This is a genomic window from Variovorax sp. GW460-12-1-14-LB1, from assembly GCF_059423605.1.
The window spans coordinates 25,982-46,955 of sequence record NZ_JBWKYF010000042.1; the positions used below are offsets into that span (position 1 = coordinate 25,982).

The 20,974-nt window shown below is 68.5% G+C and carries 26 protein-coding genes; 10 read left to right on the forward strand and 16 right to left on the reverse strand.

Translation table 11 applies throughout. The features are described 5' to 3' along the window. Window positions 1–42 precede the first annotated feature (42 nt). From AC07Y4_RS20510 to AC07Y4_RS20520, 3 genes are read left to right on the forward strand one after another with little or no spacing between them, the layout of a single operon-like run. Window positions 43–633, forward strand: a complete 591-nt coding sequence (locus AC07Y4_RS20510) for a chromate transporter (RefSeq protein ID WP_062481071.1) — start codon at window positions 43–45, stop codon at window positions 631–633. Beyond that, the gene (locus tag AC07Y4_RS20515) at window positions 630–1,229 is read left to right on the forward strand and encodes a chromate transporter (protein WP_070060988.1); all 600 of its coding nucleotides are present in this window, start codon (window positions 630–632) and stop codon (window positions 1,227–1,229) included. Before AC07Y4_RS20510 ends, AC07Y4_RS20515 begins: the two co-directional genes overlap by 4 nt. 45 nt (window positions 1,230–1,274) lie before the next feature. Beyond that, window positions 1,275–2,237 carry an aldo/keto reductase gene (locus AC07Y4_RS20520; protein WP_495274979.1) on the forward strand — a complete coding sequence of 321 codons (963 nt, stop codon included), beginning with the start codon at window positions 1,275–1,277 and terminating at the stop codon, window positions 2,235–2,237. Between the two features lie 7 nt (window positions 2,238–2,244). Here AC07Y4_RS20520 and AC07Y4_RS20525 read toward each other — a convergent pair whose 3' ends face one another. Next, window positions 2,245–2,766: a GNAT family N-acetyltransferase gene (locus tag AC07Y4_RS20525; protein ID WP_495274980.1), complete on the reverse strand. Its 522-nt coding sequence runs from the start codon at window positions 2,764–2,766 to the stop codon at window positions 2,245–2,247. Between the two features lie 42 nt (window positions 2,767–2,808). Here AC07Y4_RS20525 and AC07Y4_RS20530 point away from each other — a divergent pair, with 42 nt between their 5' ends. The 3 genes from AC07Y4_RS20530 (at window position 2,809) to AC07Y4_RS20540 (ending at window position 5,018) form a co-directional block, all read left to right on the forward strand. Then, window positions 2,809–3,402 carry a helix-turn-helix domain-containing protein gene (locus AC07Y4_RS20530; RefSeq protein ID WP_495274981.1) on the forward strand — a complete coding sequence of 198 codons (594 nt, stop codon included), beginning with the start codon at window positions 2,809–2,811 and terminating at the stop codon, window positions 3,400–3,402. A gap of 124 nt (window positions 3,403–3,526) precedes the next feature. After that, entirely contained in the window at window positions 3,527–3,697 is a 171-nt protein-coding gene (locus AC07Y4_RS20535) for a SoxR reducing system RseC family protein (protein ID WP_143605928.1), read from the forward strand. A 115-nt stretch (window positions 3,698–3,812) separates the two neighbouring features. Then, complete coding sequence (locus tag AC07Y4_RS20540) at window positions 3,813–5,018, forward strand: NAD(P)/FAD-dependent oxidoreductase (RefSeq protein WP_495274982.1); 1,206 nt, start codon at window positions 3,813–3,815, stop codon at window positions 5,016–5,018. 7 nt (window positions 5,019–5,025) lie between these two features. Here the strand turns inward: AC07Y4_RS20540 and rlmB are convergent, their stop codons facing one another. The 4 genes from rlmB to AC07Y4_RS20560 form a co-directional block, all read right to left on the reverse strand. After that, window positions 5,026–5,772, reverse strand: a complete 747-nt coding sequence (gene rlmB / locus AC07Y4_RS20545; protein WP_070060993.1) for a 23S rRNA (guanosine(2251)-2'-O)-methyltransferase RlmB — start codon at window positions 5,770–5,772, stop codon at window positions 5,026–5,028. 124 nt (window positions 5,773–5,896) lie between these two features. Continuing rightward, entirely contained in the window at window positions 5,897–6,886 is a 990-nt protein-coding gene (locus tag AC07Y4_RS20550) for a hypothetical protein (protein ID WP_495274983.1), read from the reverse strand. A 4-nt stretch (window positions 6,887–6,890) separates the two neighbouring features. After that, window positions 6,891–7,409, reverse strand: coding sequence for a ribosomal protein L7/L12 (locus tag AC07Y4_RS20555; protein WP_495274984.1), 519 nt, complete (start codon window positions 7,407–7,409; stop codon window positions 6,891–6,893). A 59-nt stretch (window positions 7,410–7,468) separates the two neighbouring features. Continuing rightward, a complete protein-coding gene (locus AC07Y4_RS20560; RefSeq protein ID WP_095947226.1) occupies window positions 7,469–8,191 on the reverse strand; it encodes an ABC transporter ATP-binding protein in 723 nt (240 codons plus the stop codon). A gap of 36 nt (window positions 8,192–8,227) precedes the next feature. Here AC07Y4_RS20560 and AC07Y4_RS20565 point away from each other — a divergent pair, with 36 nt between their 5' ends. Beyond that, window positions 8,228–8,863: an arylesterase gene (locus AC07Y4_RS20565; protein WP_487849472.1), complete on the forward strand. Its 636-nt coding sequence runs from the start codon at window positions 8,228–8,230 to the stop codon at window positions 8,861–8,863. A gap of 93 nt (window positions 8,864–8,956) precedes the next feature. Here the strand turns inward: AC07Y4_RS20565 and AC07Y4_RS20570 are convergent, their stop codons facing one another. The 3 genes from AC07Y4_RS20570 to AC07Y4_RS20580 all read right to left on the reverse strand — a co-directional run bounded on the left by AC07Y4_RS20570 (window position 8,957) and on the right by AC07Y4_RS20580 (window position 11,396). Beyond that, window positions 8,957–9,160, reverse strand: coding sequence for a hypothetical protein (locus AC07Y4_RS20570; RefSeq protein WP_062480739.1), 204 nt, complete (start codon window positions 9,158–9,160; stop codon window positions 8,957–8,959). 70 nt (window positions 9,161–9,230) lie between these two features. Further along, window positions 9,231–10,196, reverse strand: a complete 966-nt coding sequence (locus AC07Y4_RS20575; protein WP_495274985.1) for a hypothetical protein — start codon at window positions 10,194–10,196, stop codon at window positions 9,231–9,233. Between the two features lie 6 nt (window positions 10,197–10,202). Next, a complete protein-coding gene (locus tag AC07Y4_RS20580; RefSeq protein WP_070060997.1) occupies window positions 10,203–11,396 on the reverse strand; it encodes a PLP-dependent transferase in 1,194 nt (397 codons plus the stop codon). 134 nt (window positions 11,397–11,530) lie between these two features. Here AC07Y4_RS20580 and AC07Y4_RS20585 point away from each other — a divergent pair, with 134 nt between their 5' ends. The 3 genes from AC07Y4_RS20585 to AC07Y4_RS20595 all read left to right on the forward strand — a co-directional run bounded on the left by AC07Y4_RS20585 (window position 11,531) and on the right by AC07Y4_RS20595 (window position 13,787). Beyond that, window positions 11,531–12,286: a M48 family metallopeptidase gene (locus AC07Y4_RS20585; protein ID WP_495259805.1), complete on the forward strand. Its 756-nt coding sequence runs from the start codon at window positions 11,531–11,533 to the stop codon at window positions 12,284–12,286. Window positions 12,287–12,365: 79 nt separating this feature from the next. Beyond that, window positions 12,366–13,247, forward strand: a complete 882-nt coding sequence (locus AC07Y4_RS20590) for a helix-turn-helix domain-containing protein (protein WP_495274986.1) — start codon at window positions 12,366–12,368, stop codon at window positions 13,245–13,247. A gap of 75 nt (window positions 13,248–13,322) precedes the next feature. Beyond that, window positions 13,323–13,787, forward strand: a complete 465-nt coding sequence (locus tag AC07Y4_RS20595; protein WP_495274987.1) for a VOC family protein — start codon at window positions 13,323–13,325, stop codon at window positions 13,785–13,787. A 31-nt stretch (window positions 13,788–13,818) separates the two neighbouring features. On the opposite strand, the gene AC07Y4_RS20600 is transcribed toward AC07Y4_RS20595, so the two are convergent. The 8 genes from AC07Y4_RS20600 to hfq form a co-directional block, all read right to left on the reverse strand. Continuing rightward, window positions 13,819–14,343, reverse strand: coding sequence for a phosphoribosyltransferase (locus AC07Y4_RS20600; protein ID WP_062480750.1), 525 nt, complete (start codon window positions 14,341–14,343; stop codon window positions 13,819–13,821). Between the two features lie 18 nt (window positions 14,344–14,361). After that, the gene (locus AC07Y4_RS20605; protein ID WP_062480752.1) at window positions 14,362–15,693 is read right to left on the reverse strand and encodes an adenylosuccinate synthase; all 1,332 of its coding nucleotides are present in this window, start codon (window positions 15,691–15,693) and stop codon (window positions 14,362–14,364) included. A gap of 22 nt (window positions 15,694–15,715) precedes the next feature. Continuing rightward, entirely contained in the window at window positions 15,716–16,876 is a 1,161-nt protein-coding gene (locus AC07Y4_RS20610; protein ID WP_495274988.1) for an ATP phosphoribosyltransferase regulatory subunit, read from the reverse strand. A 44-nt stretch (window positions 16,877–16,920) separates the two neighbouring features. After that, window positions 16,921–17,109 carry a DUF2065 domain-containing protein gene (locus AC07Y4_RS20615; protein WP_062480756.1) on the reverse strand — a complete coding sequence of 63 codons (189 nt, stop codon included), beginning with the start codon at window positions 17,107–17,109 and terminating at the stop codon, window positions 16,921–16,923. A 37-nt stretch (window positions 17,110–17,146) separates the two neighbouring features. After that, complete coding sequence (hflC, locus tag AC07Y4_RS20620) at window positions 17,147–18,034, reverse strand: protease modulator HflC (RefSeq protein WP_062480758.1); 888 nt, start codon at window positions 18,032–18,034, stop codon at window positions 17,147–17,149. 17 nt (window positions 18,035–18,051) lie between these two features. Continuing rightward, entirely contained in the window at window positions 18,052–19,428 is a 1,377-nt protein-coding gene (gene hflK, locus AC07Y4_RS20625; protein ID WP_070061003.1) for an FtsH protease activity modulator HflK, read from the reverse strand. A 74-nt stretch (window positions 19,429–19,502) separates the two neighbouring features. Beyond that, on the reverse strand, window positions 19,503–20,672 hold the full coding sequence (hflX, locus tag AC07Y4_RS20630; RefSeq protein WP_495270699.1) for a GTPase HflX: 1,170 nt from the start codon (window positions 20,670–20,672) through the stop codon (window positions 19,503–19,505). Between the two features lie 53 nt (window positions 20,673–20,725). Then, on the reverse strand, window positions 20,726–20,971 hold the full coding sequence (gene hfq, locus AC07Y4_RS20635) for an RNA chaperone Hfq (RefSeq protein ID WP_056582504.1): 246 nt from the start codon (window positions 20,969–20,971) through the stop codon (window positions 20,726–20,728). Window positions 20,972–20,974 lie beyond the last annotated feature (3 nt).

A 20,974-nucleotide genomic window follows, 5' to 3' on the forward strand; every position in this document is an offset into this window, starting at 1 on the left:
TCGGGTCCCGGTGAAGCAGTGCGCCTACGATAATCGTTCCACATGCATCCGTCCGCCCCCGCCGCGGCATCGCCGCCCGACCACCCGCAGCCCGCGTCGCCACGCGACCTTTTTGTTTCGTTCACCTGGCTCGCGCTGCAGGGCTTCGGCGGCGTTCTCGCCATCGTCCAGCGCGAGATGGTCGAGAAGAAGAAATGGCTCACGCCCGACCAGTTCCTCGAGGACTGGGCCGTGGCCCAGGTGATGCCGGGGCCGAACGTGATCAACCTCGCGCTGATGATCGGCGACCGCTACTTCGGCCTGCGCGGCGCCGTAGCCGCGGTGGCGGGCATGCTCACCGTGCCGCTGTTCGTGATCCTCGCGCTGGCCGTGCTCTACGCGCACTACGCCGCCAACCCGCAGGTGGCCGCCGCATTGCGCGGCATGGGCGCGGTGTCGGGCGGACTCATCGCGGCCACGGGCATCAAGCTGATCCCGCAACTGCGCAAGCACCCGCTGGGCTTTGCGACCTGCCTGGCGTTCGTGGCGCTGGTGTTCGCGGCCATCGCGCTCCTGAAGATTCCGCTGGGGTGGGTACTGCTCGCGGTGGGCGGCGTGGCCTGCGTGTGGACCTGGAAGAAGATCGCGCCATGACCATCGCGATGCAATGGCACGACTGGCTGGCCCTCTTCGGCCAGTACCTGCTGCTGTCGCTGCTGTCGATCAGCGGCGCGATCACCACGGTGCCCGACATGCACCGCTACCTCGTGGCGCAGCACGGCTGGCTCACCGAGGCGCAGTTCACCTCCTCGGTCGCCATCGCCCAGGCCGCGCCCGGGCCCAACGTGCTCTTCGTCGCGCTGATGGGCTGGAACGTCGGGCTCAACGCGGGCGGCGGCATCGGCGCCGGGCCCATGGCCTGGCTGCTGGGCTTCTTCGGCCTGATGGTCACCATGGTCGGCATCATGCTGCCGAGCACCACCCTCACCTACGTCGCCACGCGCTGGGGCCACCGCAACCGCACGCGCCGCGAGGTGCGCGCCTTCAAGCAGGGCATGGCGCCGGTGGTGGTCGGGCTGCTCATCGCCACGGGCTGGGTGCTGGCAGGCGGCAACCAGTCGAGCGGCGTGCCGGCCTGGCACCTGTGGCTGCTCAGCGGCGTGGCCGCGCTGGTGGTCTGGCGCACGCGCATCCACCTGCTGTGGCTGCTGGGCTGCGGCGCGGCGCTGGGCGCGGTAGGCTTCGTTTGATCCCTTTTCCTTTCTGCATACTTTTTCTTTCAGGAGCCCTCTGCCATGTCGCAACTTCGTCCGCTCGGCCGTTCCACCCTCCGGGTGTCTCCCCTCGCCTTCGGCGGCAACGTGTTCGGCTGGACCGCCGACGAGGCGACCTCGTTCAAGCTGCTCGACGCCTGGCTCGACGCCGGCTTCAACTTCGTCGACACCGCCGACGTCTACTCGGCCTGGGTGCCGGGCCATGTGGGCGGCGAATCGGAAACGATCATCGGCAAGTGGCTCAAGCACAGCGGCAAGCGCAACCGCGTGGTGCTGGCCACCAAGGTCGGCAAGCCGATGGGCGAAGGCAAGGTGGGCCTGTCGCCCACCTACATCCGCGAGGCCGTCGAGGCGTCGCTCAAGCGCCTGCAGACCGACTACATCGACCTGTACCAGTCGCACGACGACGACGCCAACACGCCGCTCGAAGACACGCTGGGCACCTTCGACGCGCTCATCAAGGAGGGCAAGGTGCGCGCCATCGGCGCCTCGAACTACACGGCGCCGCGGCTGGCCGAGGCGCTCGACGTGTCGGAGCGCCTGGGCATCGCGCGCTACGAGAGCCTGCAGCCGCTGTACAACCTGTACGACCGCGCAGTGTTCGAAGACGCCCTGGAGCCGCTGTGCCTCAAGCGCGAAGTGGGCGTGATCAACTTCTACGCGCTGGCGGCGGGCTTTCTCACCGGCAAGTACCGCACCGAGGCCGATGTGGCCAAGAGCGCACGCGGCACCACCACGAAGAAGTACCTGAACCCGCGCGGCCTGCGCATCCTCGATGCGCTGGACAAGGTGGCCCAGCAGTACAACGCCAAGCCCGGCCAGGTCGCCATCGCCTGGCAGATCGCACGGCCCGGCGTGACGGCGCCGATCGCCAGCGCCACCTCGCTCGCGCAGCTCGAAGAACTGGTGGTGGCCACGCAACTCAAGCTGGACGCGGGCACCATCGACATGCTCGACCGGGCCAGCGCCGAGACGCCGGCCTGAGCCTCGGCTAGCCGTCGACCGGGTTCAGCGGCGTCGCCAGGATGCGCTGGTAGAACGCCACGTCGAGCCAGCGGCCGAACTTGAAGCCGGCCTGCCGCACGGTGCCTGAATGCGTGAAGCCCAGGCGCTCGTGCAGCGCGATGCTGCCGGCGTTCGAGGCGTCGATGGCGCCGACCATCACATGCACCTCGCGCGCGATCGCCTCGGCCATGATCGCCTCCATCAGCGTGCGACCCAGGCCCTCGCCGCGGTGCGCGGCATCGACGTACACCGAGTGCTCGACCGTGTACTTGTAGGCCGGAAAGGCACGGAAGGTGCCGTAGCTTGCGAAGCCGAGCAGCTTGCCGTTGTCATCCACCGCACCGATCACGGGAAAGCCGCCGGCGCGCTTGGCGGCGAACCACGTCACCATGTTCTCGGGCGTGCGCGGCTTGTAGTCGTACAGCGCGGTGGAGTTGACGATGGCCTCGTTCAGGATCGCCAGGATGGCGCCTGAATGGGCTTCTTCGGTGCAGGCGATGAGACGCATGGTGTTTCTCTGTCGTTCAATATAAGAGAATAATAATCTCATATGGGAAACACTTCACCTTCCACCCCGGCGCCGGCCGATGGCCACATCGACGCGCTCATCGCCACCCGGTTGCTGGCGCTGCGTCAGGCCCAAGGGCTCAGCCTCGCCGACCTGGCCGGGTTGTCGGGCGTGAGCAAGGCGATGATCTCCAAGGTCGAGCGCGCGCAGAGCAGCCCCACCGCCGTGCTGCTGGGCAAGCTGGCCGCCGGCCTCGGGGTCTCGCTGGCGCAGCTTCTCACCGAGGACAAGGCGCAGCCGCAACGGCTGCGCAAGCGGGCCGCGCAGGAGGTCTGGCGCGACCCCGAAGCCGGTTACCTGCGCCGCCAGGTCGCCGAGCGCGGCGCGGGCAGCGGCGTGGAACTGGTGGAGGTCGAGCTGCCGCGCGCCGCGCAGGTCGGCTATCCGCGATGGAGCGGCACGCCGTACCGGCAGAGCCTGTGGATGCTCGAAGGCGCGCTGCAGGTCGACTACGGCGACGAGCGCTTCGAGCTCGCCCCGGGCGACTGCCTCGACTTCGGCGTCGACCGGCCGCTGGTCTTCAAGGCGCTGGGGCCCACCGCCTGCCGCTACCTGCTGGTCGCCGTTCCCGATTGATTAATTGAACGATTGCCTGACCGATGCGGTAGGCAAGCTCCCACACGCAGAGACGACTCAGGCCGGTTCGAGCCCGGGGGTGCGTCGGGATACTGCAAGGCATCTCAGCTACCGGAGCCGCACGATGTCCTTTGCGCTTTACATGATCGGCTTTCTGATCTTCCTGGCCGGGGTCGCCTGGGGCGCCTCGGTGGCCGGCGTGCCCACGCTCTACATCGGCATCGGTGCGCTGATCCTGCTGGGCATCGGCATCTTCAGCGCGGTGGGCCGCACGCGCAGCAAAGACCCGTCCTGAACGGGCCTGATCGCTTCACAGATCAGTTCACACAGGCTTCACGCCCGGCGCACATGGCGTCGCTAACTTCGCAGGCGCACCACACCCCGTGGTGCGCTTTGCAAGTCAGCCTCCCATGCACGCCTCTTCTTCCTGTCTCTTTTCTCCCCACGCGCCTTCCTCGTCGGCCGCGCCCTGCCCCGCGCCGGCCTTCGTGAGCGACCCCGGAACGGCCTGCACCCAGGTCGACCTGCTCGTCATTGGCGCGAGCTTTGCCGGGCTGGCTTGCGCCCGAGCCGCCGCCAAGGCCGGCCTGCGCGTGATGGTGCTCGAGAAGAAGGCTGCCGCCGGCGCCAAGCTGCACACCACCGGGATCATCGTCAAGGACGCGGTCGACAGCGTGCCGTGGCTGGCCGAAGTGCCGCCCGCGCTGGTGCGCCGCATCGAGGGCGTGCGGCTGTACGCGCCCGACATGCACCACGTCGACCTGCACGCGCCCGGCTACTGGTTCTGGGCCACCGACGCGCCCGCGCTGCTCGACTGGATGGTGGAGTCCACCCGCGCCTGCGGCGTCGAGGTGCGCCTGGGCACGCTGTTCGAGCAGGCGCTGTGGGCGAACGGCCGCTGGGAGGTGCCGGTGGCGCAGGGCCCGTGCATCCGCGCGACCTACCTCGTGGGCGCCGACGGTCCGCATTCGCGCGTCGCCAAGGCGCTGGGCCTGTCGCGCAACACGCGCTTTCTCTACGGCGTGGAGCACGAGTACCAGGGCGCGCGCATGGCGCCCGACCTGCTGCATTGCTTCATCGACCGCCAACTCGCGCCGGGCTACATCGGCTGGGCGCTCGACGGCGTCGGCGTGAGCCAGATCGGCCTGGCGCGCCGCATGGGCCGCCACGACACGGGCGCGCTGCGCCTCGATCCGCTCTTGCGCAAGATCGCCGCCGTGGTGTCGCCCGGCGAGGCGCCGCCGGTCGCCGTGCGCGCCGGGATGATCCCCTGCGGCGGCGTGCTGCCGGTGGTGGCCCGCGAACGGGCGCTGCTGGTGGGCGATGCGGCGGGCATGGTGTCGCCCGTGACGGCCGGCGGCATCCACACGGCGCTGCAGCACGGCGAGCGCGCCGGCGAGGCCGTGGCGCGCTTCGTGCGCGGCGAGGCGGACGACCCCGCGACGTGGTTCGTGCGCGGCTACCCGCGCTTTCTGATGAAGCGCACGCTGCGCTGGGCCTTCGACCACTTCCAGAGCGACTGGATGTTCAACCGCCTGCTCGGCACGGCGCCGATGCGGCGTGCGGCGGAACTGGTGTACTTCCACCGCAAGGGCAGCGGGCCGGTGGCCCGCTAGCCTGAAGTCAACCGCCGCGCTGGCGCATGGCCTCGTAGAGGCACACGCCGCTGGCCACCGACACGTTCAGGCTCTCGACCGCGCCGGCCATGGGGATGCTCACCAGCTCGTCGCAGGTCTTGCGCGTGAGCTGGCGCATGCCCTCGCCCTCGGCGCCCAGCACCAGCGCCAGCGGGCGCTTGAAGTCGCTCTGGTAGATGGTGCCCGGTGCGTCGTCGCTGGTGCCCACGCACCAGATGCTGCGCTCCTTGAGCTCGTTGAGCGTGCGCGCGAGGTTGGTCACCATGAAGTACGGCACCGTCTCGGCCGCGCCGCTCGCCACCTTGGCGACGGTGGCGTTGATGCCGGCCGCATGGTCCTTGGGCGCGATCACCGCATGGGCGCCGGCGCCGTCGGCCACGCGCAGGCAGGCGCCGAGGTTGTGCGGGTCGGTCACGCCGTCGAGCACCAGCAGCAGCGGCACGGTGCCGGCCTCCTCGAGGCCCTCGAGCAGCTCGTCGAGCGAGCGGACCTGGGCCACGGGTTCGACCCGCGCGACCACGCCCTGGTGGCCGTGGCTGCCGCTGAGCTTGGACAGCCGCAGGCCGTCGGCCTCGACCAGCCGCACGCCGGCTTCTTGCGCTCGCGCAATGAACTGTTTCATGCGCGCATCGCGCCGGCTGGCGTCGAACATCACTTCGAGCACCGATTTCGGCGCGGTCTTGATGCGCACGCCCACGGCATGGAAGCCGAAGATCACTTTGGGGGAAGACATGCCCTGATTATCCCTACCCCCAGGCTTGCCCACTTCGTGTGGCCTCCTCCCCCCTGGAAGGGGGCAACACCAGCGGCCCGGCAAAGCCGGTTCCGCGGTGTTTCTCGAATAAATCCCTCGTCAGTCAGGCCAAGGGCAAGCCGCTGTTCGCGCGGGTGCGTTCGTCGTGCAGTTCCTGCACCACCAGGGCGTTCATGTGCACCTTCAGCGTGTTGCCCACGCTCCCCAGGTACTGGCAGGCGGCGTACCCCTCGGCCGCCTTTTCGTAGCGCGCCACCCAGGCGTCGCGCGCGGGCAGCCGGTCGGGCGACACGGGCCAGACGCCCGGGCGCGGGCGCAGGTGTTCGGCGATGCCCACGCGCCAGGGCTTGGCGCTCAGGCGGGCGCGAAAGCAGTTCTGGTTGCGGCACATGCGCGCGTAGACCTTGTCGGCGCCCAGCGTCTGGAACACGTCGGTCACGGCGGCGTCGGACGGCGCGAAGACATCGTGCATGGCCAGCACGCGCAGCCCGGCCGGCGTGCGGTACAGCCGCAGGTGCCAGTCGGGATGCTGGTGAATGAAGCGCTCGACACGCGCCCGTGCGCCCTCCAGCGGATCGCTCTTGTCCTCGGTGAGGCGCAGCCCCTCGTAACGGGCGCGCCAGAAGCCGAAGGCTGCCACCAGCATGAAGGCAGCCACGCCCGCCATCGCCGAGCGCGTGCCGTAACCCGCAACCAGCGCCCCAATGAACGCCATGCCGATCACCGTCAATCCGCGCGCACTGTCGCGCAAGTCCTGGACCTCGAAGTCGACATCGACGAACAGCACGTCGGGCGTGTTGAGGCAGCGCGCGCCGTAGCCGTTGCGGGTGACGACGCTGTCGCCCTGGCGTTCGACGATCTCCTCGCGGATCGGCACGCCATTGGCGCCGTTGTAGGCCAGCTTGCGTTCGCGGCGCTCCAGCTTTTCGCCGTCGACCACGATGCGGTCATAGGCCTCGCGCGTGCGCTGGTCGGCATGGGCCTGCGCGGCCAGCGGGCTGTCGTCGGACCAGCCGAAACGGCGCACCGTGACCTGCCGGCCGGCCACCCGCTCCTGGATGCGGCCTTCGGCCCAGAACTGGGGAACGATCACGGCCTCAGGCGCCTTTGAAATACGACCACGCCGCGGCCGCGATCAGCAGCACGACGATCACGGGCAGCCACTTGAAGCCGCCGCCCGACACCCGGCCTGGCTCGGCCATCGGATTCACCGCCGCGCTCGACGGCAGGTGCCCGAAGTCGCCGGCGGCCGGGTTCTGGTGCGCCTCGACCAGCTGCTTGGCCTCGGCCAGGCCCAGGCCGGTGGCCTCGCGCGTGAGGCGCACGGCCTCGACCTTCTGGCCCCGCGCCAGCGCCGCGAGTGCGGCGGCCGGCACCGCGGCGGGGCCGTTGCCCTGCATGCCGCCCGTCTCGGCCCCGGCGTCGCCCCGGCCCCAGTCGCCTTCCTGCCAGTCAGCCGGCGCGCCCGAAGCGACCGCGCCGCTGTTGGCATAGCGCTCGACGGCCTCCTTGGACGACTTGAGGTCCATGCCAGTGCGCTCGCGCACGATCTTGATGGCCTCGATCAGGTTGCCGCGCTCGAGGGCGGCGATGGCCTCGGGGGGAAGCTGGGTCATGAACTCTCCTCTGTGTTCAGGGGAGCGCCGCGGGAGCCGGGCGCTGTCTTTTTACTGGCTCAGGCGGCCTGGGCGACGGTCGATTCTGGCGTTTTTTCGTTGAGCGCCACACGCCCGGCCTCGATGGTGATGCGCCGCTCGCACTGCGAGGCGATGCCGCGGTCGTGCGTGACCAGCACCAGCGTGGTTCCCAGCTCGCGGTTCAGGTCGAACATGAGTTTCATGACCTGCTCACCGGTGGCGAAGTCGAGGCTGCCGGTGGGCTCGTCGGCCAGCAGCAGGGCCGGCTGCACCACGAAGGCCCGCGCCAGCGCCACGCGCTGCTGCTCGCCGCCCGACAGCACCTTGGGGTAGTGGCCCAGGCGCTGACCCAGGCCGACACGGCCCAGCATCTCGGTGGCGGCCTTGCGCGCGTCCTTGCGGTTGGCCAGCTCCAGCGGCAGCATCACGTTCTCGAGCGCGCTCAGGTTGCCCAGCAGCTGGAAGCTCTGGAACACGAAGCCCACGCGCTGGGCGCGCAGCGCGGCGCGCTCGTCCTCGTCGATGGCGAAGATGTCGTCGCCCGCCAGCTTCACAGTGCCGCGCGTGGGCGTGTCCAGCCCGGCAATGATCGACAGCAAGGTGCTCTTGCCGGAGCCCGAGGCGCCGACGATGGCGGCGGTTTCCCGCGCGCCCAGGGTGAAATGGATGTCCTGCAGAATGTCCAGCGTGCCGGCCGAGTCGGTGACGGACTTGAAGACATGCTCGACGGCGACAATGGCATCAGACGGGGGTTGGGACATGAAAGGCTTTTCGTTTTGAATCGACGTGACTTTATCTTGACCACCGCCGCGCTCGGCAGCGCGGGGGCATGGACGGCTGCGGCGGCCCAGGCCCAAGCAGCCCCGGCCGGCAAGCCGGTGATCCTGGTGCTCGGTGATTCGCTGAGCGCAGAGTACGGCCTCAAGCGCGGCGAAGGCTGGGTACCCTTGCTGGAAAAAAGGCTTGCGCAGCAGAAGATCGCAGCCTCGGTGGTCAACGCCAGCATCAGCGGCGACACCAGCTCCGGCGGTCGCGCCCGCTTCCCCGCCCTGCTGGCGCAGCACAAGCCCAGCCACGTGGTGCTGGAGCTGGGCGCCAACGACGCCCTGCGCGGCCTGCCTCTGTCCAACACCGAAGACAACCTGCTGCAGATCACCAAGGCCGCGCAGGCCGCGGGCGCGCGGGTGCTGATCGTCGGCATCCAGGTGCCGCCCAACTACGGCGGCGACTACACGCGGCGCTTCGAGGCGGTGTTTGCGAAGGTGGCGGGCACGACCAAGTCGGCGCTGGTGCCGTTCCTGCTCAAGGGCGTGGCCGATGCGCCCGACGCCATGACGCTGTTCCAGTCCGACCGCATCCACCCGACCGCCGCGGCGCAGCCGCAGATCCTGGACAACGTCTGGCCGGAGTTGCGCAAGCTGCTGCCCAAGTAGCCTCTGCCCCTTGCGCGCGCCCCAACGAAAAAGCCGCCGCAGACCTGCGCCTGCAGCGGCTTTTCTATTTTCAGGGGTGCCAGGAACGAGGGGTCATCCGTTCTTGGTCGGCAACTCGGGCGCCGTGGGGGGATCGCGTTCGAGCGATGCCACGTCGGTCTCCGGGTCTCCGGGGGCCAGCCCGTCGCTGCTCGGATTGAGCTTGCGGTTCGCCTTCTCCCGGAGCTTTTCTTCCTTCTTTTTCTTCTTGGCCAGCTCTTTCTGGCGCTTCTCGTAGCCGTAATTGGGTGTTGCCACTGCTTCTCCTTCAGGCGAGGCAGTCAGGGTGACTGCGCTTCAGCCTACTGTAAGCGATAACGGTGCAGTCTCAAGACGCGGCGCCGGCGGCCGTTTCGAACTCGAACACACCTTGCAAACCCGGGTAACGCTGGTGCATGAACCAGCCCATGGCCCCCGCGCCGGCCACCAGGGCCAGGACCGTCGTGGCCACCATCCATCCGATGTGTTCGCCCATCGGCCAGAGAACGATCACGGCCAGCACCGGCAACAGCCCGGCGAGCGATGACAGCCACATCCAGCGCCTCGGGGCGGGCATGGGCGCCCAGGTTTGGGGGTCGATGCCGGCATCGATGAACACCTCGGCGTCGAAGCGCAGGCGTGGGCTCGGCTGGGTGGCCAGGTGCAGCAGCAACGCACGCAGCAGCACGGCCCGGTTGCGAAAGCGAAGGACACGGCCGGTGTCGACGGTCAGCGCCAGAGGCAGCCGGATCTCCCTGGGTTCGCCACCCCGCGCCACCTGCTGGAACACCAGCCGCTTGACGATGGCTTCGCTCGATACGAACTCGGTCTTCACGTCATGGAAACCCGCGCGCGCACGGCACACCTCGCGCCAATGCACCACCTGGGACGATGCTGGATCGCCCCAGCACATGCCGTTCGCGTCGATCCGCAGCATCCCCTCGCCCACGCGCGGAAACTGGCGCAGCAAGTACCAGATACCGCCGCCCAGCACCCCGAAGAGCAACAGTCCGAGCAGCAGGAGGATCGCTTCATTGCCGCGCGCGTTGGACCAGTCCTCCTCCAACATGACGGCGGCGACGAGCCCTGCCGCGATCAACGCGAAAAACGCCACCAAGCCACCGATGAAGAGCCGCGTGCCGCGCAGGTCGGGCACGCCTTCCAGCGGGCCGGACTGCGCGAGCGCCTCCAGCACCTGCGCGGGCACAGCCAGCACCCGCGACGCGACGGCCCGTGACGCGGGTGGCACCGCATCGCGCGCCGCCAGCGGCGCGACGCGCTGGCTCTTGCGATGTTTCCTGCCCACTGCGCGCAACAGCGCCTACATCTGCAGCAAGGCCTGCTGCAGGTCGGCACGCAGGTCGTCCACGTCCTCCAGGCCGACCGAGAAACGCACTAGCGTGCCCTTGTAGGGCCAGCGGGCCACGCTGGCGTCGCGCATCAGGCCGATGTCGTAGGGCACGACCAGGCTGATCGGGCCGCCCCACGAATAGCCGAGGCGGAAGAGCTTCAGGCTGTCGCAGAAGCGATCGACCTGCTCGGTGCTGAAGCGCTCGTCGAACACCACCGAGAACAGGCCCGCGGCCAGGTCGGTGGCGCCGCACAGCGCGCGCCAGTTGGCGTGGCCCGGCGAATCCTCGAGCGCGGGATGCAGCACCTGCGCGATCTCTTCGCAGCCGTTGAGCCAGCCGGCCAGTTCGCGCGCCGCGCGGTCGTGCGCGGCGTAGCGCAGCGCCATGCTCGGCAGCGAGCGCAGCAGGGTTTCGACGTCGCCCACGCCGATGCCGAAGCCGGTGCGCATGTGGGTGAGCTTGAGCGCGCGATGCAAGCGCTCGTCGCGCGTGACCACGCTGCCCATGAGCACGTCGCCGCCGCCGCTGGGGTACTTGGTGAGCGCGTGCACCGACACGTCGACGCCCTGCCCCGTGCCGTTGAAATCGAAGGGCGCGAAGGCCAGGCCCGCGCCCCAGGTGTTGTCCAGCGCGGTCATCACGCCGCGTTCGCGGCAGACCTCGGCCAGCGCCGGCAGGTTGGGGAATTCCATCGTCACCGAGCCGGCCGCTTCGAGCCACACCAGCCGCGTGCGGTGCGAGAGCTTGGCTTCCAGGTCGGACGGATTCATGGCGTCGTACAGGCGGTGCGTGATGCCGAAGTTGGCGAGCTCGCCGGTGGCCAGCGCCTTGGTGGGGCCGTAGGCGTTGTCGGGAATCAGCACCTCGTCGCCGGTCTTGAGGAACGCGAACGAGACCAGCGAGATCGCGGCCAGCCCGCTGGGCACCAGCAGGCACTCGGTGCCGCCTTCGAGCGTGGCCAGGCGCTCCTCGAGCGTGAAGGTGGTGGGCGTGCCGTGCAGGCCGTAGGTGTAGCCGGCCTTGGTCTTCCAGTCGCGCGCGCGCATGGCGGCAACGTCGGCGAAGAACACGGTCGAGGCCTTGAACACGCCGGGCTGCGGCGCAGCGAAGGTGGCCGGCGGCGTGTAGGGATGGTGGATCAGGGTCGTGGAAGGCTTGCTCATGTGCCGATGCTAGCGCCCCGCGAGGAACCCTCGACGGCCGTGACATTCTCCGTGCGATGTCGACGGCCTTGGCCGGATCGCACGCGCATTGCGGATAGAGTTGCCCCTCCGAAAATAAAGGGAGGATTTTCTCGATGCGTCATCTGCTCATCACCATCACGGCCGCTGCGGCCCTGTCCGCCTGCGGCGGCATGAAGAACCTGGACTCCAACGCGCTCGCGGGCGCCGGCGGCAGCGCCTTCAAGGCCATGTCACTCACCGACGGCGACGTGCAGGCCCTGGCCAACCAGTCCTGCGCCGAGCTCGACAAGAGCTCCAAGGTCGCGGGCCCCGCCGATGCCTACAGCAAGCGCCTGGAGCGTGTGCGACAGGGCCTGCCCACCACCATCGGCGGCCAGCCCGCCAGCTACAAGGTCTACCTCACGAAGGACGTGAACGCCTGGGCCATGGGCAACGGCTGCATCCGCGTCTACAGCGGCCTCATGGACCTCATGAACGACGACGAGCTGCGCGGCATCATCGGCCACGAGATCGGCCACGTCGCCCTGGGCCACAGCAAGAAGGCCATGCAGACCGCCTACGCCGTGTCGGCCGCGCGCGGCCTCGCCGGCGCCACCGGCAATGCGGCGATCACGCAGCTGTCGTCCTCGCAGATCGGCGACTTCGCCGAGAAGCTGGTCAACGCGCAGTTCTCGCAATCGCAGGAAACCGACTCGGACAACTACGCCTTCGACCTGCTGACCGCGCAGAAGCTCAAGCGCGAAGGCCTCGTCACCGCGTTCCAGAAGCTGGCCAAGCTCGACGGCGGCAAGAGCTCGATGCTCAGCTCGCACCCCGCTTCCGGCGACCGCGCGGCCAACATCCAGAAGCGCCTCGCAACGAGCAAGTAAGCAGCCTGGGCCCGGGCGGTTCCTCGGCGCACAATGCGCCGATGCTCACCCGCCCGCCCTTGCCGGGGCCCGTCGCGCCATGCAGCTGACGCGGCCCCCGTCCCCTCATCTGCGGCCCTTCCTGCGGCTGCTGTGGGCCTCGGCGCCCGAGGGCACACCCGACACACGCACCGGCGCCCGCGAGCACGTGCTGCCCACGGGCGGCATGCACCTGGTGTTCCGGCTTTCGGGGCCGCCGCTGCGACTCTTCGACGACACACGCGACCTGCGCGGCCACACGGTCGGCCATGCCATCGTCGGCGGTGCGCGCGCCGCGTTCTATCTGCGCGACGTGTCGGTGGCGACACGCTCGGTCGGCGCGCAATTGCACCCCGGTGCCGCCCGGCTGCTGCTCGGCGCACCTGAAGACGCCTTGGGCGGGCGCCACACGCCGCTCGACGCGCTGTGGGGCGAGCGCCAGACCGCCGACGCGCTCGAACAGCTGCATGCATCGTCCGACGGCCCGGCCCGGCAACTGGACGTGTTCGAGGCCCTGCTGACCCGACGCCTGACCGCCGCCGCCCTGCCCCGCACCAGCCCGCGCGGCCTGCACCCGGCCGTGGCCGCCTCGCTGGGGCAGATGACGCGCGACACGCCCGCCTCGATCGCCACGTTGGTGGCGCACAGCGGCTACAGCCACCGCCGCTTCATCGCGCTGTTCCGCGCGGCGGTCGGGCTCGCGCCCAAGGAATACGCCCGCGTGATGCGCTTCGACCGCGTGCTGGCGCTGGCCGCCGACGATCCTGCGCGCGCCTGGGCCGACATCGCGCTCGCCGCGGGCTACAGCGACCAGGCGCACCTGAGCCGCGAGTTCTCGGTGCTGGCCGGCCTGTCGCCACAGGCCTGGCGGCAGACGGGGGCAGCGTCGCCGCGTCATGTGCCGGCTGTCGGCGCGGCAGGTCAAATTCCTTCAAGACGCTAGCGCCGGGGCTGCGCAGAATCGGCGCCACGGTCCCCGTTTCAACACGCTATTCAAGAAAGAAAGGCAGGTCCCGCCATGGCCATCCACGAGCTGTTTCCGTACCTCTGCGTCGACAACGCCGCCGCCGCCGTCGACTTCTATTGCCACGTGTTCGAGGTGAAGGAAATCTTTCGACTGACCGAGCCCAGCGGCCGCATCGGGCACGTCGAGCTGGACTTTCACAACGGCGCGATCCTGATGATCTCGGACGAGTTCGCCGAGTTCAACATCCGCTCGCCCAAGGCGCTCGGCGGCAGCGCGGTCTCGCTGCACTTGCACGTGGACGACGCAGATGCGCTGGTCGCGCGCGCGGTCGCCGCCGGCGCCACGCTGGACATGGCACCGCAGGATCAGTTCTATGGGGAGCGTTCCGGCGTCTTCCGCGACCCCTTCGGTCACCGGTGGAACGTGGGTCACAGCATCGAGAAGGTGACGCCGGAGGAAATGCAGCGGCGCTACACCGCGATGTTCGACACCCCCGGCGGCGGCAGCTGCAGCTGAGCGCGCCGGCCGGTGGTGCCAGGGCCGGTCGTCAGACCGACCACTTCTCGATCAGCTTCTCGGCGCCGAGCGAGTCGTAGCCCTCGAAGGGCTGGTGGATCCACGGGTTGGTGGCCAGGAACTCGACCGAGTAGTCGGGCGTGAAGGTCGACAGTGCCTTGGTCCAGATGACCGCGCTGCGCAGCTCGGTGATCGGCTGGTAGTTGTTGCGCAGCATGTCCATCACGGCGTGCAGCGTGTGGCCCGAATCGGCCAGGTCGTCCACCAGCAGCACCTTGCCGGCGATCTCGCCCTTGGGGGTCGTGATGTAGCGGGCGATGTCGAGATGGCCCTGGATCGTGCCGGCGTCGGCGCGGTAGGAGCTGGTCGACATGATCGCCAGCGGCTTGTCGAAGATGCGCGAGAGCACATCGCCCGGGCGCATGCCGCCACGCGCCAGGCACAGGATGGTGTCGAACTCCCAGCCCGACTGGTGCACCTTGATCGCGAGCTTCTCGATCAGGTTGTGGTACTCGTCGTAGCTGACGTAGAGATGTTTGCCGTCTTCGGTCAACATGGTCTGGTTCGTTCCTGTTCAGTCTGCGAGGTAGGGGTGGCGCATCATGATCGTGTGGTCGCGATCAGGGCTCGTGGACACCATGTGGATCGGCACGCCGGTGACCTGCTCGATGCGCTGCAGGTACAGCCGCGCATTGACCGGCAGCTTGTCGTACTGCGTGACGCCCACGGTGCTTTCGGTCCAGCCTTCGAGCGTTTCGTAGATCGGCGTGCAGCGCTCGATCTCGTCCGCGCCCATCGGCAGGATGTCGGTGGTTTCGCCGTCGAGTTCGTAGCCGGTGCACAGCTCGAGCTTCTCGAGGCCGTCGAGCACGTCCAGCTTGGTGATGCACAGGCCCGACAGGCCGTTGACCTGCGCCGAGCGCTTGAGCAGCGCGGCATCGAACCAGCCGCAACGGCGGCTGCGGCCGGTGGTCACGCCCTTTTCTGCGCCCACGGTGCTCATGTGGTAGCCGGGGGTGCCCGGCGTGGCCCAGTCGAGCTCGGTGGGGAACGGACCGCCGCCCACGCGGGTGCAGTAGGCCTTGGTGATGCCCAGCACGTAGTGCAGCATGCCCGGGCCCACGCCCGAACCGGCGGCGGCGTTGCCGGCCACGCAGTTGCTCGAGGTGACGTACGGGTAGGTGCCGTGGTCGACGTCGAGCAGCGTGCCCTGCGCGCCTTCGAACAGCAGGTTGGCACCAGCCTTGTGGGCGTCGTTCAGCTCGCGCGACACGTCGGCCATCATGGGCTTGAGCAGCGCGGCGTGGCGCATGGCCTCGTCGAACACGGTGTCGTAGTCGATGGCGGGCGCGCCCAGCACCTGGGTCAGCACGTGGTTGTGCAGCTCGAGCAGCACGCGCAGCTTGGCCGCGAAGCGCTCGGGGTGCTTCAAATCTTGCACGCGCAGCGCGCGGCGGGCGATCTTGTCTTCGTAGGCCGGGCCGATGCCGCGGCCGGTGGTACCGATCTTCTCGATGCCACCCTTTTCACGGTAGGCCTCGCGCGCGATGTCCAGCGCGGCGTGGAACGGCAGGATCAGCGGGCAGGCCTCGCTGATGCGCAGGCGCGAACGCACTTCGACGCCGGCTTTCTCCAGGCCTTCGATTTCCTCGAAGAGCTTGGCCGCCGACAGCACCACGCCGTTGCCGATGTAGCACTTGACGCCGGGCCGCATGATGCCGCTCGGGATCAGGTGCAGCGCGGTCTTCACGCCGTTGATGACCAGCGTGTGGCCCGCGTTGTGGCCGCCCTGGAAACGGACCACGCCCTGGGCGCTTTCCGTCAGCCAGTCAACCAGCTTGCCCTTGCCTTCGTCGCCCCACTGGGTCCCGACGACGACCACGTTTCTTCCGGTGGTTACGCTCATGCTCGTTCCATTGCTTAAAAATTCAGATCGCTCGGACACTCCATTGGCCGGCCTGCTCGACGAGCTCGCGGTCGCAATGGAATTCATCGATTTCGCTGCCATGTCCGGGCAGCACGCAGACAACCGTTTCGCCGGCCTTGCGCAGTTGGGCGATGGCCTCGCGCAGGCCGACCGCGTCGCTCCAGGGCGCACGGATGGCGGCGCGCAGCGGACGCGCCGGCAGCACGCCGACGAGTTCGCGCACATCGAGGCTGAAGCCGACGGCCGGACGGTTGCGGCCGAACACGGCGCCCACCTCGTCGTAACGGCCACCGCGCACCAGCGAATCGGCCGCGCCGGGCACGTAGATGCCGAAACGCATGCCGCTGTAGTAGGCATAGCCGCGCAGATCGGCCAGGTCGAAGCTGATCTGGCGCCCTGCCGTGCCGTTCAGGCCGGCCGCAAGTTGCTTCAGGTCGGCCAGCGCCGCTGCCACGGCGGGCGTGCCCTTCAGGGCCTTGGCGGCCTCGTCGAGCACGGCCACATCGCCATACAGGCCCACGAGGGCGCGCAGGCCGTCGCGTGACGCAGCGGGGAAATCCTTGGTGAGCGCCTGCAGCTCGCTCGCGTCCTTGGCGGCCAGTGCGGCATGCACGCGGGCGATCGCGGCAGCATCGACCGGCACGCCGGCGAACAGCGCGCGCACGATGCGGGCGTCGGCCAGGTCGACGATCACACCGTCGCGCAGGCCGGCGGCGTCGAGGCAGTCGAGCGCCAGCAGCAGGGTTTCGGTGTCGGCTTCCAGGCCGGCGTGGCCGTAGATCTCGGCGCCGAACTGCAGCGGCTCGCGGGTGGCGTGCGGGCGGTCGGGCCGGGTGTGGACCACCGGGCCGCAGTAGCACAGGCGCGCCACGCCGTCGCGGTTCAGCAGATGGGCATCGATGCGCGCCACCTGGGGGGTGGTGTCGGCGCGCAGGCCCATGCTGCGACCGGAGAGCTGGTCGACGAGCTTGAAGGTTTGGAGGTCGAGCGCCTCGCCGGTGCCCGAAAGCAGCGACTCCAGGTGCTCGAGCAGCGGCGGCATCACCAGCTCGTAGCCATAGCCACGGGCGGTATCGAGCAGCTGGCGTCGAAGTTCTTCGATGTGGCGCGCCTCGGAGGGCAGCACATCGGCAATGTGATCCGGGAGGACCCAGGCGGACATGGGGATCGGGGGCGTGGTTAAACCGGGATTCTACCGGGCCCGAGCTACCCCAGAACCCAGAGCAGTACCAAACCCAGCAGGATGCTGCAAAGACCGAAGAAACGCAGCTGGCCGTCGCGCAGCTGCAGCAGTTGGCTGAAGCCGCGCCGCCACCCGCCCGGCGAGACGAAAGGCAGGATGCCTTCGATCACCAGGACCAGCGCCAACGCGCTCCAGAAGGTGTCGGCGCTCACGGCTCCAGGCAGGACAGCGGAAACGGACGGCCTGTTGTTACTTGCGCGCCGAGCCGGAGCTCTGCATGGCGCGGAAGAAGTCCGAGGACGGGTCGAGCACCATCACGTCGCTCTTCTTGTTGAAGCTCTGCTTGTAGGCCTCGAGGCTGCGATAGAACTGGGCGAACTGCGGATCGCGGCCGAAGGCCTCGCTGTAGGTCGCTGCAGCCTGGGCATCGCCCTCGCCCTTGATCTTCTGGGCGTCGCGGTAGGCGTTGGCCACGATCACTTCGCGCTGGCGGTCCGCGTCGGCGCGGATCTTCTCGCCTTCGGCCGTGCCGGTGGAGCGCAGCTCGTTGGCCACGCGCTTGCGCTCGGCTTCCATGCGGCGGTAGACCGATTCGGTGATGGCTTCCACGTAGTCCACGCGGGTGATGCGCACGTCGACCACGTCGACGCCCCAGGGCTTGGCACCCTTCACCACGGCCAGCACTTCGCGCTGCACGTCGGCCATCAGGGCCTCGCGGCGCACCGAGATCAGGTCGCGCACGGTGCGCTTGTTGATGTTTTCCTGGAAGGCGTTGCGCACCACGCGGTTCAGCTGCATGGCGCCCGCGTTCTCGTCGAGGCCGACGTTGCGGATGTAGGCCTGCGGGTCGGAGATGCGCCAGCGCACGTACCAGTCGATCACCACGCGCTGCTTTTCAGCGGTGAGCATCGGTTCAGTGTCGAGGCTCGAGAGCGTCAGCAGGCGCTTGTCGATGTACGACACGTTCTGGAATGGCGGCGGCAACTTGAAGTTGAGACCGGGCTCGGTGATGACCTGCTTGATCTGGCCGAGGGCATAGACCACGCCGAACTGGCGCTGGTCGACCACGAAGAGGGTCGAGCTCAGCAGCACGAGCAGGACGAGGACCGAGGTGGCGATGAAACCGATTCTGTTCATGTTGTTCCGGGCCTTTCTCAGCGCACGTCGCGGTCACGCGAGCGGCCGTCACGGGCGCGCACGTCGGTGGTGGCGGGCGCCACCGGGATCACCGACGACTGGGTCGGTGCGGTGCCGGCCACGCTGGGGCTGGCGGCGTCCACGGGCGTGGCTGTGTTGCCGCCGCCTTGCTGCATCAGCTTGTCGAGCGGCAGGTACAGCAGGTTGGAGCCCTGCTTGCTGTCGACCAGCACCTTGGTCGTGCTGGCGTAGATCTGCTGCATGGCGTCGGTGTACATGCGGTCGCGCGTCACCTGCGGCGCCTTCTGGTACTCGGTCAGCACCGAGCTGAAGCGACCTGCGTCACCCTGTGCCTGCGCCACGATGCGGGCCTTGTAGGCCTCGGACTCTTCCTTCAGGCGCGACGAGGTACCGGTGGCCAGTGGCACGACGTTGTTGGCATAGGCCTCGGCGTCGTTCTTGGCGCGTTCGCGTTCCTGGCCGGCCTTGAGCACATCGTCGAAGGCGGCCTGCACCTGCTCGGGCGGACGCACGCCGCCCTGCTGCAGGTTGATGCCGACGACTTCGACACCGACCTTGTAGCGGTCGAGGATGGTCTGCATCAGTGCGCGCACGCGGGGGGCGATCTGGTCGCGCTCTTCGGCGAGCGCCGCGTCCATCTTCATCTTGCCGACCACTTCGCGCACGGAGCTTTCAGCCACCTGCACGATGGTTTCAGCGGGCGACTTGCTCTCGTAGAGCCAGGCGCGCGCGTCGCTCAGGCGGTACTGCACGGCGAACTTGATTTCGACGATGTTCTCGTCTTCGGTCAGCATGGCCGATTCGCGCAGGCCGGTGGAACGCACGATGGCGTCGCGGCCCACGTCGGTGGAGCGGATCTGCGTGGTCACCACCACTTCGTGGCGTTGAATGGGGTACGGCAGGCGCCAGTTGAAGCCGGCGTTCACCGTCGACTTGTAGCGACCGAATTGCGTCACCACGGCCTGCTGGCCTTCGTTCACGATGAAGAAGCCGGTGCCGAGCCAGATCAGGACCGCCACGGCGGCCACGAGGCCGATGCCGAAGCCGGCGTTCTTCATGTCGGGCTTGTAGCCGTTGCCGCCACCGCCGCCGGTGCCGTTGGGGCGGTTGCCGCCACCCTTGCCGCCGCCGAAGAAACCACCGAGCTTGCGATTGAGGTCGCGCCAGAGTTCGTCGAGGTCGGGCGGACCCTGGTTCGGGCCCTGGCCACGCGGGCGATTGCCGTTGCCGTTGTTGTTCTGGTTGCCGCTCGAAGGCGGCGGGATCGGGGCGCCGGGGGGATCGGCATCGGGCGGCCGGTTGCCGGCCGGGCGGTCGCCGTTGGAGGACGGCTCGTCGCCGCGACCCCATCGGCCATCGTTCAGGTTGAACATGCCCAGAAACCCTCTCCGCGCTGGCTTTGCATTCATTCGCTTCGTTCTCGTGTCAGTGGCGGGATTGTGCCCAATCAAGGGGCCGCATCGTGCAATTCAGCGTCCGCCTCAGGGGTCATCGTATCGGCGACGGAACCCGACTGCCGGGCCAGCTCGGCCCGCAGCAGCGGCAGGCCTTCACCGGTCCTGGCGCTGAGGAAGATCCGGGGAACCTGCACGCCGTCGATTTCCATCTCGTCCTGCAGATGCAGCGGATGCTGCGCGCTTTCAAGAGCGTCGAGCTTGTTGAACACCAGCAGCTGCGGCACGTCGCCTGCGCCGATGTCCTGCAGCACCGACTGGACCTCGGCCATCTGCTCCGGATAGTGCGGGTTGGAGGCGTCGATCACATGCAGCAGCAGGTCGGCATCGACCGCTTCCTGCAAGGTGGCCTTGAACGCATCGACCAGGCCGTGCGGCAGGTCGCGGATGAAGCCCACCGTGTCGGAGATCGACACCTGCCGGCGCGCATCGCCCAGGTAGAGGTTACGCGTGGTGGTGTCGAGCGTGGCGAACAGCTGGTCGGCCGCATAGGCGCGCGCCTTGACCATCGCATTGAAGATCGACGACTTGCCCGCGTTGGTGTAGCCGACGAGCGAGATGTTGAAGGTCTCGCGGCGCTCGCGCTGGCGGCGCTGCGTGCTGCGCTGCTTCTGCACCTTGGCCAGGCGCTCGCGCGTGCGCTTGATCGACTCGTTGATCATGCGGCGGTCGAGCTCGATCTGCTTCTCACCCGGGCCGCCGCGCACACCTGCACCGCCGGTCTGGCGCTCCAGGTGGGACCAACGACGGACCAGCCGCGTGCTCAGGTACTGCAGCCGAGCCAGCTCGACCTGCAGCTTGCCTTCGTGCGAACGGGCGCGCTGGGCAAAGATCTCGAGGATGAGGAAGGTGCGGTCATAGACCGCGACATCGAGCTGGCGTTCGAGGTTGCGCTGCTGCGCAGGGCTCAAGGACTGGTCGAAGATGACCTCGCTCGCCCGGTGCATGGCGGCGAGCTCCTTGATCTCTTCGGCCTTGCCGCTGCCGACGAACAGCGCCGCATCGGGCGCCCTGCGCTTGCAGGCCAGGCGGGCAACGGGCGTCAGGCCCGCGGTTTGTGCGAGCAGGCCGAGTTCTTCGAGCTCGCTGTCGAAATGGGGCAGCCCGAAATCGACACCGACGAGAACGGCGGCGCCTTCCTGGCGGGGGATCGAATCAGACAAGCGGAATCAGATATGGAAAAAGCGCGGCGGGGTTGCCGCCGCGCTCCGCGCGATCAGGCGGCGGCGTCGTCGTTCTCGTTGGCCGAGAAGTTGACGGCACGACCCGGCACGATGGTGGAAATGGCGTGCTTGTAGACCATTTGCGTCACTGTATTGCGAAGCAACACGACGTATTGATCGAAGGACTCGATCTGGCCTTGCAGCTTGATGCCGTTCACCAAATAAATGGAAACCGGCACATGCTCGCGACGCAAGGTGTTCAGAAACGGGTCTTGCAGAAGTTGCCCTTTATTGCTCACGAT